This is a genomic window from Neisseria sp. HMSC058F07 (genome assembly GCF_001810035.1).
Classification (GTDB): Bacteria; Pseudomonadota; Gammaproteobacteria; order Burkholderiales; family Neisseriaceae; genus Neisseria; species Neisseria perflava.
This window is the reverse complement of the sequence record NZ_KV799676.1, coordinates 1-14,908: the sequence shown is the minus strand read 5'-3', so window position 1 is coordinate 14,908 and position 14,908 is coordinate 1. Positions and strand designations below refer to the sequence as shown.

The following is a 14,908-nucleotide window of genomic DNA, read 5'->3' as shown; positions in this document are numbered from 1 at the left end:
TATGCAAAAAAGTGACCGCCAATGCCACTTTCAGACACTTTCAAGATAAACTTTGCCAATAAAGCCAATATGCGTTAACCTTACGGCTTTCGCACCCATAGCTCAGTTGGAAGAGTGTCAGTTTCCGAAGCTGGAGGTCACAGGTTCGATCCCTGTTGGGTGCGCCAATTATAAATAGGCCGTCTGAAAGATGAAAATTTTTCAGACGGCCTTTTGATTTACTTCAAATAAAACTACATTCAATTTCAGATTGAACGGCTATTACAACACTTTGGCAAATGCTTCGGCCACATAATCGATATTCGATGCATTCAATCCTGCCACACACATCCTACCCGAATCCAGCAGGTAAACGGCAAACTCGTCACGCAGGCGGTGTACCTGCTCTACGGTTAGGCCTGTATAGCTGAACATACCGCGCTGTTTGATGAAATAGCTGAAATCACGATTGGGGATTTTGGCCGTCAAAACATCATAAAGTTTCTGACGCATGGCACGGATGCGGTCGCGCATGGCGTAAACCTCGTTTTCCCACAAAGCGCGTAGCTCATCGCTGTTCATCACATCAGAAGCGATGTATGCGCCATGCGCGGCAGGACTGGAATAAATGCGGCGGACGGTAAATTTCAACTGTCCGAACACCAGCTCTGCTTCTTCCTTATTGGGACACACTACGCTCAAACCACCGACGCGCTCGCCGTACAGCGACAGGTTTTTCGAGAAAGAGTTGCTGACAAACAAAGGCAGACCCATTTCGACGGCTTTGCGAATTGCATACGCATCGCTGTCTAAATCTTCGCCGAAACCTTGATAGGCAATATCCATAAACGGAATCAGCTTGTGCGTTTTGATAATATCCAACACTTCATCCCATTGCGCTTTCGACATATCTACGCCGGTCGGGTTTTGACAGCATGGATGCAAAATCAAGACGCTGTTTTCCGGCAATGTTTTGAAAAACGCAGTCATTTCTTCAAATTTCACGCCGACGGTTTCAGGGTTGTAATAAGGATACGTCCCCACTTCAAAACCTGCGCCTTCAAAAATGCCTTTATGGTTGTCCCAAGTCGGATCGCTGACATAGGCTTTTGCATCAGGGAACCAACGGCGCAAAAAGTCGGCACCGACTTTCAACGCCCCCGAGCCGCCTAAAGTCTGTACGGTCGCAACGCGACCTTCTGCCAATGCCGGATTATCCTTGCCAAACAACAAACGCTGAACGGCACTCCGATAAGTATCCAAACCTTCCATCGGCAGATAAGGAGAGGGGCGCGGTACGGCCGCACGCTCTGCTTCTGCCCGGCGGACAGATTCCAAAACCGGCATTTTGCCTTCGTCATCAAAATAAATGCCTATGCTCAAATTGACTTTTTCAGGACGCTCGTCGCGTTTGAAGGTTTCAACCAAACTCAAAATCGGGTCGCCCGGATAATACTCGACATGACGGTACATGGTGCTTCCTTTGTTTTCAGACAGAATTAATGAAGATTGTGGCACTAAAAGGCCTTATTTGCAAAATCAGGCCGTCTGAAAAATTCAGACGGCCTGATTATTTTTAAACGCTACCAATCTACTCGTTTCAAATCGTTTTGTGCCAATACATCCGCATGCTCGCTGCGGCTTTGATATTCCCTGTCCTGCAAAATGCGGCGGGCGACATAATTCAAATGCAGTTTGGCCGCTTCCGCCGCCTCAGCCGGTTTGGCCTGGGCAATGGCTTCAAAAATAGCGCGGTGCTGGGCAATTAGCGTCGGGCGCGGGTCTTCGGTTTGATGGATATAGATAATGCCGCTGCGTGTTTGCTGATAAAGCATTTTGAGCAGGCTGCTGGAAAGGTGGCTGAACAGGATATTGTGTGCGGCATCAGCAATAGTTTGATGGAAACTGACGTCTGCCTCGGCTTGATGTTCCAAATTTCCGCTTTCACAGGCCGTTTCAAACTTCTGCTGCCAGAAGTCAATACGTTTCAAATCGGCGTCAGTCCGTCTTTCGGCGGCCAGCGCCGCCATACAGCCTTCAACGTGACAACTGAAATCGAATACGTCTGTTTCCCAATTGGTATGTTTGCCGAGCAACTCCTGCCAGCTTTGCAAAAAATCCTGCTGCGGCTTGACGGAAACATAATAGCCATCGCCCTGCCGCGCTTCCAAAACCTGCTTGGCAATCAAGATATTCAATGCCACCCTGACTGACGGACGCGATACGCCGAATTCTTCCGCAAGCGTACGTTCGGGAGGCAATTTACTGCCTTCTTCATAAATGCCGGTCGCGATACGTTCTTCCAAAACGGCTAAAACCTGATCGCTGATTTTTTGCGGACGAACCAATTTCGTCATGTTGTATTCCTGATGATTGAAGGACAGTTGTATTCAAACGGCCATAAATTGGATTGACCAATTGGCCGCTCATTCTAATCAATCCCCTATTTTTTCGTCAAGGAATGCCATTCTTCCCATCGCAAGCAGTTTAATTCAAACACATTCATTTTTATCAAGTAACCTCACCAATGCCTTCAAATCAATATTTTGGTATGACCAATCTTAATAAACAACCTATGCGCCCAAAATCTGAAAATATTGATTTAGATTAAAATCCCGCTGCTTCTATTTAACTAGACTTTATGTATAATACTTAGGTATTAGTTAACATTATTCCTAATAATAGAGAGAAACAATATGAAATACCCACCATTACTTATCTTACCCATTACCTTAGCCGTATCCCAAACATGGGCAGATACCGATCCTACACCTGAAGAAACGGTTACCCTTTCCCCTGTCACCGTCACCGGCACACAACAACAAAAAGCCAACCGCGTTACTTTCAACCCCAAAGCTGCTTTGCAACCCCTCCCTGCCGGAGACGGGGCAGACCTTTTACAATCCGTGCCCAACATGAGCATCATCCGTAAAGGAGGTAGCTCGGGCGATCCGCTGTTCCGTGGTTTGGGCGGCTCGCGCCTCTCCGTCAATGCCGACGATCAGTTTATTTATGGCGGTTGCGGTATGCGCATGGACCCGCCGACTGCCTATATCCACCCCAATTCATTTGATAAAGTCGTGGTTACTAAAGGCCCGCAAACCGTTACCCAAGGCATGGGTTTGGTCAGCGGCTCAGTGCAATTTATCCGTACAGATCCTGATTTCACTGAGAAACCTTACAATATTAACGCCACCCTGACAGCAGGCAGCAACGACCGCCTTGACGGCTCGCTGGAAGCCGAGTTCGGCGGCAAATACGGCTATGTCCGTACCAATATCTCCCATAACGAAGCCGACGATTACAAAGACGGCGACGGCAACCGCATTCACTCCCACTTCAAACGCGACAGCCAAATGTTGCAACTGGGTGTTACTCCGACAGAAAACACCACCATTGCCGGCACATACGAGCGCAGCAGAGCCAAGGTTGCCTACGCCGACCGCATGATGGACGGCAGCAAATTCGACCGTGATGCGTGGAATATCCGTTTTACCCAACGCAACCTCACACCATGGTTCAGCGAGTTGGAACTGCGCTACGGTAAAAGCGAAATCGACCACGTGATGGACACATACAGCCTGCGTACCATCTACAATCCTGCCGGCAAGCAGATTAAAAATGCCAACAACCCTAAACGCAATACCGATACAGGCCGTCTGAAAGCCACTTTCGATTGGGACAAACTCAACCTGCAAACCGGTTTGGATTATTTGGACGACGTCCACGTCGCGCGTCATGAGCGTGGCGGCGACGGCTACAGCCACAAGCCTTACATGCCCAACCAAAGTTTCAAACAATGGGGTATTTTCACCGAAGCCTCTTGGCAACAAACCGACAATCAACGCTGGGTAGCAGGTTTTCGCCATGACCAAGTCAAAGCGCATTACGATACCGCGCGTGTTACCGACCCCGTTTTGAAACATCAGAAATTCAATTTGAACTCAGGCTTCCTGCGTTGGGAAAGAAATACGGACAACGGTCTGAAATACTATGCCGGATTCGGCATTGCCGAACGCGCGCCTGACTACTGGGAACGCCTGCACTCTGAAAACAAAGCCATCCGCGCAGAGCAAAACCGCCAAATCGATGCAGGCGTAATCTGGAAACGTCCTAATCTCCACGCATCCGTATCCGTATTCGGCAGCGACATCAAAGACTTCATCATGATGGAGAGCAAAGACAAGATTTTCAACGTGCGCAACATCAACGCTTCACGCTTTGGCGGCGAAGCCGAAGTCAAATGGACATTTGCGCCTAACTGGGAAGTCGGCACCAGCCTCGCCTACACCCACGGCAAAAACCGTACCGACGGCAAACCTTTGGCACAAACGCCACCGCTCGAGTGGAACAACACCCTCGCCTTTGACAACGGCAAATTCAGTGCGGGCGCATTATGGCGCGTCGTGGCCAAACAAAACCGTTACAGCAAAGGCCAAGGCAATATCGTCGGCCAAGACATCGGCGCTTCTTCGGGCTTTGGCGTACTCTCGCTCAACGCTGGTTGGAAATTCAGCAAATACGCCACATTACAAGGTGGCGTGGACAACGTGTTCAACAAAAACTATGCTGAATTCGTCAGCCGCGGCGGCGACCCGTCTGCCGGTACACAAACCATGCGCGTGAACGAACCCGGCCGTACTGCATGGCTGAGACTGCAAGCGAAGTTCTAATCAGCCTCATGCGTATATAAAAAGGCCGTCTGAAAAATTTTCAGACGGCCTTAATATTTTTAATGATGTTTTTAAACAAACAGTCCGGCGAAACAATGCAACGCCGGACTGTTTGCTCTCTATCGGATTAAATCAAACCCAAAGAGTTGATGAACACGACAATAATCGCAATCGGCGCAAGATAGCGAAGCGCACCCAACCACAGGTAAAGCAGCTGTTTCGGAATGGTGCTGCCCATGCCCGCATCACGCAGGACAGACTGTTTGTCCTGAACCCATGATGTAAACACGGCAACGCTCAATGCGCCAATCGGCATGATGACGGCAGAAATAATGAAGTCCCACAAATCAAAAATAGTTTTTCCGAAAATCTTAAAATCGCCCCAAACGCCAAATGACAGCGCCGAAGGAATACCAACTATGAAAATCGCAATACCGGTTACCCAAGCGTGGCTGCTGCGCTTTTTCTCGTCTTGGCGGATGGTTGCCGCGATAACGGTTTCCAGCATGGAAAACGCGGAAGTCAGCGTCGCAAAGACAACCAACAGCATAAACACGGCAAACAAATACGTACCCATCGGCATTTTCATGAAGACCGCAGGCAACACGACAAAAATCAAACCAGGGCCTTGGCCGGGTTCAAAACCGAAGGCAAATACCGCAGGGAAAATCACCAAACCGGCCAGCAGCGACACAAACAGGTTCATCCACATAATCATATGGCCGGAGCGGAACATATCCTGATCCTTACCCAAATACGAGGCATAGGTAATCATCGCGGACACGCCAATACTCAACGCAAAAAATGCCTGACCCAAAGCAGTCAGCATCGTACCCGGTTTCAAATACGACCAATCCGGTTTCAACAAGAATGCCACGCCCTCCATTGCGCCGGGCAAGGTCAGCGAACGGATAGCCAGCGCGATAAAAAGGATAAACAAACCCGGCATCAACACGCGGTTTGCCTTTTCAATGCCGTCTGAAACGCCGCCTTTAACCACCCAAATGGTAATCAGCATGAACAAGCCTTGGTAAAACAGCGAACCAAACGGCGAAGAAATCGTTTTGCCGAACAAGGCTTCAAAGTCTGCGCCGGCATGAATTTCGCCGGTAAAGCTGTGCACGACGTAGTTCAATACCCAGCCGCCGACCACGCTGTAAAACGACAGCAAAATAAAACACGCTGCCACGCCCATGCGGCCAACCCACGGCCACTGCGAACCCGGACGCAATGCTTTGAAAGAATCGATGGCGTTTTTACCGCCTGTACGACCGATGTAAAACTCGGCCAATTGAACCGGCAAAGCCACCAAAATAGTAAAAATCAAAAACAAAAGGAAGAATACGGCGCCGCCGTTTGTACCGGCTGTATAAGGGAATTTCCAAATTGCACCCAAACCGATGGCCGAGCCTGCCGCAGCAAGCACAAAGCCGATTTTGGATGACCAAGATGAATGGTTGCTCATGATGTAATATTAAGAAACGTGAAGATGCCGAATTGTAACAGGGCGAAGTCAAGCCGTGAGTGGCCGGCAGACAGCCGATAAGCAATTCGCACGGATGGTGCGTACTTGCCAAGCAAATTAGCATGAATTTTTGATAATTAAACTTCTAATAGCATAAATTTTATTTTTATATTCTAAATTTGACGGTTTATTTTAAAATAAGCATATAAAAGGCCGTCTGAAACCTTGTTTCCAAGTTTCAGACGGCCTTTATCTTTAAGCCGCTTTATTTTTTCATGGCATCGGTCATAACTTTGACATTGTAGCGGTACATGCCGATGTAGCTATTGGCCGGTGCACCACCCAATGCATCGGAATACAAACGTCCGCTGACATTAACGCCGGTTTCTTTGGCAATACGGTCAATCATGCGCGTGTCTTTGATGTTTTCAGTAAAGACGGCTTTAATGCCCTCGCGTTTGATTTGGCGGATAATAGAAGCCACTTGTTTGGCAGACGGCTCGGCTTCGCTGCTCACGCCTTGAGGGGCGATAAATTCAATATTGTAGCGTTTGCCCATGTAAGAGAACGCGTCGTGTCCGGTCAAGACTTTTCGCTTGGCGGCAGGTACGGCATTAAAGGCAGCCTGCGCATCGCTGTGCAGTTTTTTTAGCTGCATTTGATAGTTGCCCAAACGTTGCTGATAGTAGGTTTTGCCTTCAGGGTCGGCTTGAATCAAAGCATTGGCAACGTTTTGCGCATAAGTACCCATCAGGACGGGGTCGGTCCAAACGTGCGGATCAAACTCGCCGTGATCGTGATGATGGCCTTCGTGATCGTGGTCATGATGATGTCCACCCTCTTCTGCTTTCAAAGCCTGAATGCCTTTGGTTGCTTCGGCGAAAGGAACTTTACTCTGTTTGACTGCACGCTGTACATCGGCGGCTTCCAAGCCCAAACCGTTAAGCAATACCAATTTGGCACTGCGGATTTTTTTGATGTCGCCACTGGTCATGTGGTAGGCATGGCTGTCTTGGTTGGGGCCCACCAAGCTTTGAACGGCCACACGGTCGCCACCAATCTGTTTGGCCACGTCGCCCAAAATGCTGAAGCTGGTGACAACAGGCAGCGGAGCGGCATAAGCTGCACCGGTCAATAATGCGGCAACGATGCCGAGTTTCCAATGTTTCATATTCTCTCCAGTGATATAACGTAACATTAACATCATCATAAAACAGACCGCCTGATTATTCAAGCGGCCGTCTGAAAAATCATGCCGTGCGGTGTTTCTTGCGGCGCAGCCATTTTGCCAAAATGCCGCCCTCCCAACCGAACACGACGGAAATCAGGTAAAGCGTGCCGCAGCATAAAATAATCGCCGGGCCGGACGGAATTTCGATATGGTAGGAAAACAACAGTCCTGCCAAGCCGCAAAGCAAAGCCAATGCGACAGACAAAATCATCAGCCAACCCATGCTTTTCGCCCACAGTCTGGCGGTAATCGCCGGCAACATCATCAAACCGACCGACATCAGCGTACCCAATGCCTGAAAACCGGCAACCAGATTCATCACGACCAACACTAAAAACAACACATGCCAAAAGCCGCCCTTACCACCGACAGCTTTGAGGAACAAAGGGTCTATGCTTTCCAACACCAGCGGACGGAACATGACCGCCATCAGCAAAATAGTGACGCTCGCAGAAACAGCAATCAGCTGCAAAGCCGGAATATCGACCGCCAACACCGAGCCAAACAACAAATGCAGCAAATCGACGCTGCTGCCGTTTTTGCTGACCAAAACCACGCCGATGGCGAGGCTGCTCAAATAAAATGCGGCAAAGTTCGCGTCTTCTTTCAATGAAGTAAACCGGCTGACCAAACCTGCCAGTAAAGCCATCAGCAAACCGGCTGCAAAACCGCCGACGCTCATTGCAGGCAAACTCAAGCCGGCAAACATATAGCCAATGGCCGCACCGGGCAAAACCGCATGACTCAAGGCATCGCCCACCAAACTCATGCGGCGCATCACCAAAAACACACCGACAGGCGCCGCGCTCAATGCCAAGCAGAAAATTGATGCCAAAGCATAGCGCATAAAGTCAAATTCGGCGAACGGCGCGACGACCAAATCATATAAATCCATGTTTTATCGCTTTTTTATTAATCTCTGAAAGCCTGAGGCCGTCTGAAAAATACTTACTTTCAGACGGCCTTGTCCATTAAACCGCGCACCAATCGGCCGCTTCCTGTTTCTGCATCATTCGGTTTGCCTGTGCCAAAAACTCATCGGTCAACACATTTTCCGTCGCGCCAGCAGTCACTTTTTCACGCGCCAAAAGCAGCGTGTTGGCAAAATATGCCCTCACCTGCTCGTAATCATGCAACACGGCAATCACTGCCTGACCGTCCTGATGGCACTGGCGCAAAACTTCCAACAGCGCATAAGTCGTCCGCGCGTCCACCGCATTAAACGGCTCATCCAGCAACAAAAATTTGGCATCCTGCACCAGCATCCGTGCAAACAATACGCGTTGGAACTGACCATTGGACAAGTGCGCGATTTGGCGTGTAGCAAAATCCTGCATTTCCACGCGTTCCAAAGCCGCCATCACGCGCTTTTTCTGCGCCGCGTTCACGCGTCCGAAAAAGCCGATTTCATACCACAGCCCCATCGCCGCCAGTTCAAACACCGTCATCGGCTGGCTGCGGTCAATATCCGACTGCTGCGGCAGATAGGCAATATCCTTGCGCGCCATATTTTCATAGCGCACGCTGCCCGTGTCCGTCTTCTGCAAGCCCATAATGGCTTTGAGCAGGGTCGATTTACCCGCGCCGTTCGGTCCGAAAATCGTCCACATCTTCCCATCTTCAAACACCATATCGACATGATGCACCACCGGCATGCGCTGATAGCTGACCGTCAAATTTTCCACTACGATACTCATGGCGATACCGCCCAAAAATATACAGCCCACAACGCCGCCAATGCGACAAGCGCAATCAGCAGCCTTTGCAGCAATCCGGTCAACAATACAGAATTCATAAGCCTAAAACCGCCCTTGTCCAAATACGGACAACAGGCCGTCTGAAAGAAAATTAAAACATTAAAATGATACTGTATAACGTTAACCCTGTAAATTTCTTTCGTTTTCAGACGGCATCGGGCAAAAGGCCGAATATCGGTTACAATCCGTTTTTTATTTGATGATTGTCCTATGTCTATTCCACTCTTAAACGAAAAACTCAATACCGAAACCGCCCGCATTTCATGGGAAGAGCTGCAACCCCACTTCGCACGCGGTGCCGCCGTCTATGTTGCGCCCGATTTGGATTTGATTGCCGTCGCCCGTCATGTTGCCGAAGATGAAGCCGCGCCATTGAAACAATGGATGGAACAAGGCAAATTCGGTGCCATCAGCGATGATATGGCACGCACATTTTTAGCGGATAAGCAGGAAATGTGGGCGGTTGTCGTAGCGCCGTGGGTATTGGTACAGCCTTGCAAAGACTGATAAGGTCGTCTGAAAAATAAAACCGGAACATTTCCCATGTTCCGGTTTTATTTTTCAGACGACCTATTGCAAAGTAAAGCCTGCTTTGAATTCAAGCTTCGGCACCCCGATAACGAAACGTTTGCCGATGCTGTCTTCAAACTCATACGCGCCTTCGATACTGCCCCAAGGCGTGCTGATTTGCGAACCGCTGTTGTACTCATAGGCTTCGCCCGGGTACAAAACAGGTTGCTCTTCAATCAGGCCAACATGACCGACCTGCTCTGTCTCACCGTGTCCGTCGGTGATTTCCCAAAAACGCTGACGCAAAGTAATGATTTTATCACTGCGGTTGCAGATGGTGATCAGATAATTGAAGGCGTAACGGTCGCGATAGACGTCGCTCTGACCGGCCATATAACGCGGCTCCACGTTAATCTCGATTTCATTCATAATTGTTTACCCCGTATGGTATTTATTTTATTTCAATATCCGGATAATTCCGGCGTGCCCGCCCTATTTTTGCAAAGGGTCGAAACACTTAAAACGCATCACGCGATCCAATAAAACAGGCCCAAGACCATCAAGGTCATCACAGCCGCAATCAAATCATCAAGCATAATGCCTAAACCTCCATGAATCCATTGGTCAAACCATTTTATCGGCCATGGTTTCAACGCATCAAACAAGCGGAAAATAACAAAAGCCGCCAGCCACCAGCTCCATTTAAACGGAATCAGCGACAGCACCAACAGCATCGCGACAATTTCATCCCAGACGATACCGCCGTAATCCTGAATACCCAGCTCCCTCTCGGTATAACCGCAAATGCGGATACCCCAGAAGAACAAGGCGATACACAATAAAAGCAATATCCAGCCGTCTATGCCCAACAGGCACAATACAAAAGCCAGAGGTAATGCTGCCAGCGTTCCGGCCGTACCCGGAGCAACCGGCGACAAGCCGCTGCCAAAACCGAATCCTAAAAAACACAATGGTTTGTGCAACAGCCAAGAAAAAGTAGGTTTACGTTCAGCCAAAATGATCAAATCCTAAAGAAGTCAGTTCCAATACGCCGCCTTCGGCATCCAAAATATTCAGACGGCCTGAGTCAGTCATTTTACCAATTCGGGCGACCGGTACGCCACTTTGTTCCGCTACCTGATAAACGCGTTCCCTATCTTCTGGAGCAGCAGTAAAAATCAGTTCGTAATCATCGCCGCCGGCTAATACCGCCGACAACCATTGTTCGCGCGACAAAACGTTTTTCAATTCAGGCAACGACGGCACACAATCGGCAAATATTTCCGCCCCGACAGCAGAGGCTTTTAAAATATGCCCCACATCTTGAGCCAGGCCGTCTGAAACATCTTGCGCGGCATGGGCAAACGGCAACAATGCCTGCCCCAATGAAACGCGCGGTTCCGGACGGAGCAATTTATCATCGCAAACTGCCATGATTTCAGACGGTAATTGATAATGCCCCAGATGTTTGTTCAAAGCAGCGGCAGCCAAACCCAACCGACCCGATACCCAAATATCGTCGCCGACTTCGGCCGCATCACGCCGCAGGGCATTCCCTGTCGGAACTTCACCTACTATTGTTACATTAAAGACCAAATCGCCTTTGGTGGTATCGCCACCAATCAACACCGTATCAAAACGCGCGGCCAAAGCAAAAAAGCTATCGCAAAAACGTTTGAGCCAGTCTTGATTCAATTCAGGCAGCGCAGCACTGAGCAACACCCAACGAGGTTTGGCACCCATAGCGGCCATATCGGATAAGTTTACTGCAAGCATTTTCCATGCCAAATCTTCAGGTGAAACATCTTCAAAAAAATGTCTGCCCTTAACCAACATATCAGCGCTAAAACATAAATCAAATCCGTTACTTGGGCGAATAATAGCGGCATCGTCCCCTATGCCCAAAATCAAACCTTCCGATTTTTGTCGCTGCAAATATTGTCTGATAAAGTCAAATTCCGTCATATTTATCCAATACAACTATAACTTAGATTACTATATCTAATTTTGTGCCAGCCTGATGTTTGCCTGCTAAAACGTCAAACATTACACTTCAACATTATTTAGATATAAAACTCAATAAGTTAAAGGCCGTCTGAAAATATAGATTTCAGACGGCCTCATGTTCTCAAACCACTCTGAGCAGGTAGATTTACAGATAGACGATTTCGCCTGTCCGCCCCCTGCTCTCTTGACTTGCCCACCAAATAAATTGCGGCAGGACATCTTCGTAGTTTTTACGTTCGCTTTTCGATTCGCCCGGATGCGATTTAATACGTTGCGGCGAATTGATGGCGCCCGGCACCAAAACATTGGCACGCAGGTTGTCAAAACGTTCCCACTCGTCCGCGGCCACTTTACACAAATAATTGAGCGCAGCTTTGGAGGCACCGAAACCGCCCCAATAGGCTTGCGGTTTTTCGCCGTGGCTTTCGCCGACAAAAATCACAGAAGCATCTTCGGATTGCTTCAACAATGGGAACAGCGCACGGGTCAAACCCATAGGCGCAACGGTGTTGATACGGTATTGGTTGACCCATTCCGATACGGTTTGAAAATCCAATGGCGACAAGGCATAGAAATAGCTGGCACAATGTACCACGCCATCCAATTTTCCGCCGGTCGCTTCATCAATAGTCTCCGCAAATTGCTTAAACTCTTTCTCCTCCGCGCTCATCAAATCAAAGCAGATGGCAAACGGCTCAGGGCTGCCCGCAGCCACAATGGCATCATATACTTTTTCCAAACGCTTTTGATGACGCGCCACCAAAATGACAGTCGCTCCGGCAGCCGCATAGGCTTTGGCAACCTGCTCGCCCAAGCCTTGGGATGCGCCGGTAATCAAGATGGTTTTGTTCGCTAATGTCGTCATGACTTTTCCTTGAACTTTATGGTTTTGGATATTGTATCGGCTTGGTAAGTTTTGTAAAGTCAAAAAGGCCGTCTGAACATTCAGACGGCCTCAGTTTATTCAACCCGCAAATCCAGCATAAGTTTTTCAGCCGCAGCAAAGCCCGACTGAACCGCAGCTTCCAATGTTGCCGGATAACGCGGATGGAGATAGTCGCCGGCTGGATAAATACGGCGATGATGCAACCATGAGAAATCAGGTTGTACAAAATCAACCGTTGCCGCCGTAGTCGCGCGTTTTTCAGTAATAATGCGTACGGCTTCAGGCGTACCCAAATCCGAACAAATCCGCTTAATGTCCGCATGAATTTTCTCGGCTAAATCTTTATCCTTCCGTGCCTCGGTGTAATCGGAAACGCTGATGACGACCGCGACTTCATTATCCGGCAAACCCAACGCCCCCCGATGTAACACCCATTGCGCCGCACCATCAAAAAATCCCGTTAAAGGCGCAGGTAGTTTGACTGCTTGTGCATAACGCAAATAAACCGTAGTAATCGCATGGTAATGCAACGATTGATAGGCCGTCTGAATATAGTCAGGCGTATCTTCAGGCAGAAGTGCGTCAACATGATATGGTGCAATAGCCAAAACAACCGCATCAAATACTTCGCCATTGATTTCAACTCGGCCATCGATATGATGGTTTAAATGGGAAATACGAGTTTCAAGATGTATTTCTGCACCATGCTTGTGCAGAAAATCCAAAGCCGGTTCGGCTACGATCCGCCCTAAATCCTGCTTAGGCAAAAGATAATCGCTGTTCGCCTTTTCAGACCACACGCCATCATTCAATACATTACATAAAATGCGCAACGATGCCTGTTCTAACGGCGTATTTAAAGCACCCCAAACCAAAGGTTGCCAAAATTGCCCAAGCAGGCTGCGCGGAACATTTCGTGTTCTCAACCACTTTGCAACCGTCAAATCGGTTTTATGATGATCAGCCCAACGTTGCAATGCCGACATATCCGACAGCAATTTGATTTTCAATGAAAAAGAAAGATTTTTAGCACGCAGGATACCGACAAGCAAATGCCAAGGCGCAGGCAGAGAGGCCGTCTGAAACTGCAATCCCTCATGAATGTACCATCGCAAAGGCTGGCGTAAAAAGGCTGATTCAGGTTGAACGCCGATATGTTGCATCAAAGTTTGAACACCATGATACGCACCCAACAAGATATGCTGCCCATTATCCAAAAAGCTGAATCCACCATCTTTCCCAGCTATGCTACGCGCCCTACCGCCAGCCTGTCTCCCAGCCTCAAACAAAGAAATATCGGCTCGATGAATCAGGGAAACCGCCGCAGACAAACCTGCCCAACCGGCACCAATTACAGCAATTTTTGGACGCTTAGTCTTCATGGTTTAAATCCAAACAGCCAAGTTTTCAAAGCAATACGTTTTTTACGGGGAGAAGGAATCGCAATTTTATAAGTCAACACATTTTGCGCACCATCACGGTCAATTTCATTCAACAACGCATAATAAATAGCCGCCATAATCAGGCCGACTTTTTGTGATTTCTTATCCTCAGCCGGCAAAAGCAACATCGCTTCACGATAAGTTTCACGCGCCCTATTCACTTGAAACTGCATCAATTGTGCAAAATTTTCTGTCGGTTTGCACTGCATAATTACGTTGGCAGGTACGTCAAACTTCTGCATTTCCTCTATCGGCAGATAAATTCTTCCTTGTCGCGCATCTTCGCCCACATCACGAATAATGTTCGTCAACTGCAAAGCCAAGCCCATTTTGTCCGCATATTCCAAAGTTTTCAGATTGGAAAAACCTAAAATCCGCGCAATAAGACGCCCCACAACTCCGGCAACACGGTGACAATACAGCTTTAATTCATCAAAACTACCATAACGAGCCTGCTCCAAATCCATCTGCATGCCATCAATCAAGGCCTCAAATTCATTCTTCGGCAAGTCAAAATTTTCCCGAATATCTTTTAAAGCCTGATGAACGGGATGCTCAGGCATCTCATTATTAAACACTTTCTCCAAATCACTGCGCCACCAGTTCAACGTTATCTGAGCTACATTTGGATCGGTACAGCTATCAACTACATCGTCTAGTTCGCGACAAAAAGCGTATAAAACAGTGATCGCATTCCGTTTTTCTACCGATAAAAAACGAAAGCCGGATAAAAAACTGGAATGGCTTTCGGCAACCTTTTGATGACAATAATCCAAAGCAAGCACTGTGTATCCTAAAAATATCGTTATAAATAATTAGCAGGGATTTTATCTGTATTTAAAAAAGTACGCCAATATCAAAAATTCATCTTACAACAAGGCCGTCTGAAAGCTAATCTTAAGTATCTTTCAGACGGCCTAATATCTTACGTTGCCAAGATCGAAACCAGCAGCATCAC

The 14,908-nt window shown here is 48.2% G+C and carries 14 protein-coding genes and 1 tRNA gene; 3 read left to right on the top strand and 12 right to left on the bottom strand.

The genetic code is table 11. The annotated features are described in order from the left end of the window. The first annotated feature begins 91 nt into the window (after positions 1-91). A tRNA-Arg gene (locus tag HMPREF2696_RS05740) sits at positions 92-167 on the top strand. A 94-nt stretch (positions 168-261) separates the two neighbouring features. Here HMPREF2696_RS05740 and HMPREF2696_RS05735 read toward each other — a convergent pair. Continuing rightward, on the bottom strand, positions 262-1,452 hold the full coding sequence (locus tag HMPREF2696_RS05735) for an amino acid aminotransferase (RefSeq protein ID WP_004520638.1): 1,191 nt from the start codon (positions 1,450-1,452) through the stop codon (positions 262-264). A 110-nt stretch (positions 1,453-1,562) separates the two neighbouring features. Continuing rightward, complete coding sequence (locus HMPREF2696_RS05730) at positions 1,563-2,336, bottom strand: FadR/GntR family transcriptional regulator (protein WP_004520637.1); 774 nt, start codon at positions 2,334-2,336, stop codon at positions 1,563-1,565. Positions 2,337-2,675: 339 nt separating this feature from the next. Here HMPREF2696_RS05730 and HMPREF2696_RS05725 point away from each other — a divergent pair, with 339 nt between their 5' ends. Further along, positions 2,676-4,652 carry a TonB-dependent copper receptor gene (locus HMPREF2696_RS05725; RefSeq protein WP_004520636.1) on the top strand — a complete coding sequence of 659 codons (1,977 nt, stop codon included), beginning with the start codon at positions 2,676-2,678 and terminating at the stop codon, positions 4,650-4,652. Between the two features lie 127 nt (positions 4,653-4,779). Here the strand turns inward: HMPREF2696_RS05725 and HMPREF2696_RS05720 are convergent, their stop codons facing one another. The 4 genes from HMPREF2696_RS05720 to HMPREF2696_RS05705 form a co-directional block, all read right to left on the bottom strand. Further along, positions 4,780-6,117, bottom strand: a complete 1,338-nt coding sequence (locus HMPREF2696_RS05720; protein WP_004520635.1) for a sodium-dependent transporter — start codon at positions 6,115-6,117, stop codon at positions 4,780-4,782. Positions 6,118-6,382: 265 nt separating this feature from the next. Then, a complete protein-coding gene (locus HMPREF2696_RS05715) occupies positions 6,383-7,288 on the bottom strand; it encodes a metal ABC transporter solute-binding protein, Zn/Mn family (RefSeq protein WP_049331107.1) in 906 nt (301 codons plus the stop codon). 79 nt (positions 7,289-7,367) lie between these two features. Continuing rightward, positions 7,368-8,243, bottom strand: coding sequence for a metal ABC transporter permease (locus HMPREF2696_RS05710; protein ID WP_003685375.1), 876 nt, complete (start codon positions 8,241-8,243; stop codon positions 7,368-7,370). A gap of 76 nt (positions 8,244-8,319) precedes the next feature. Continuing rightward, positions 8,320-9,045, bottom strand: a complete 726-nt coding sequence (locus HMPREF2696_RS05705; protein WP_004520633.1) for a metal ABC transporter ATP-binding protein — start codon at positions 9,043-9,045, stop codon at positions 8,320-8,322. A 270-nt stretch (positions 9,046-9,315) separates the two neighbouring features. Here HMPREF2696_RS05705 and HMPREF2696_RS05700 point away from each other — a divergent pair, with 270 nt between their 5' ends. Continuing rightward, entirely contained in the window at positions 9,316-9,612 is a 297-nt protein-coding gene (locus HMPREF2696_RS05700) for a DUF2288 domain-containing protein (protein WP_004520632.1), read from the top strand. Positions 9,613-9,675: 63 nt separating this feature from the next. Here HMPREF2696_RS05700 and apaG read toward each other — a convergent pair whose 3' ends face one another. From apaG to hpnD, 6 genes are all read right to left on the bottom strand, one after another. Beyond that, positions 9,676-10,044 (bottom strand): Co2+/Mg2+ efflux protein ApaG, encoded by a 369-nt coding sequence (gene apaG / locus HMPREF2696_RS05695; protein ID WP_004520630.1) that lies wholly within the window; start codon positions 10,042-10,044, stop codon positions 9,676-9,678. 98 nt (positions 10,045-10,142) lie between these two features. After that, positions 10,143-10,631, bottom strand: a complete 489-nt coding sequence (locus HMPREF2696_RS05690) for a phosphatidylglycerophosphatase A family protein (protein WP_039862448.1) — start codon at positions 10,629-10,631, stop codon at positions 10,143-10,145. Next, positions 10,624-11,580, bottom strand: coding sequence for a thiamine-phosphate kinase (thiL, locus tag HMPREF2696_RS05685; protein ID WP_004520628.1), 957 nt, complete (start codon positions 11,578-11,580; stop codon positions 10,624-10,626). Before thiL ends, HMPREF2696_RS05690 begins: the two co-directional genes overlap by 8 nt. Before the next feature lie 187 nt (positions 11,581-11,767). Beyond that, the gene (locus HMPREF2696_RS05680; protein WP_003682583.1) at positions 11,768-12,487 is read right to left on the bottom strand and encodes an SDR family oxidoreductase; all 720 of its coding nucleotides are present in this window, start codon (positions 12,485-12,487) and stop codon (positions 11,768-11,770) included. A gap of 95 nt (positions 12,488-12,582) precedes the next feature. After that, complete coding sequence (gene hpnE, locus HMPREF2696_RS05675) at positions 12,583-13,890, bottom strand: hydroxysqualene dehydroxylase HpnE (RefSeq protein WP_070588061.1); 1,308 nt, start codon at positions 13,888-13,890, stop codon at positions 12,583-12,585. Continuing rightward, complete coding sequence (gene hpnD, locus HMPREF2696_RS05670; RefSeq protein WP_004520626.1) at positions 13,887-14,735, bottom strand: presqualene diphosphate synthase HpnD; 849 nt, start codon at positions 14,733-14,735, stop codon at positions 13,887-13,889. The genes hpnE and hpnD overlap by 4 nt, the downstream gene beginning before the upstream one ends. Between the last annotated feature and the right edge of the window lie 173 nt (positions 14,736-14,908).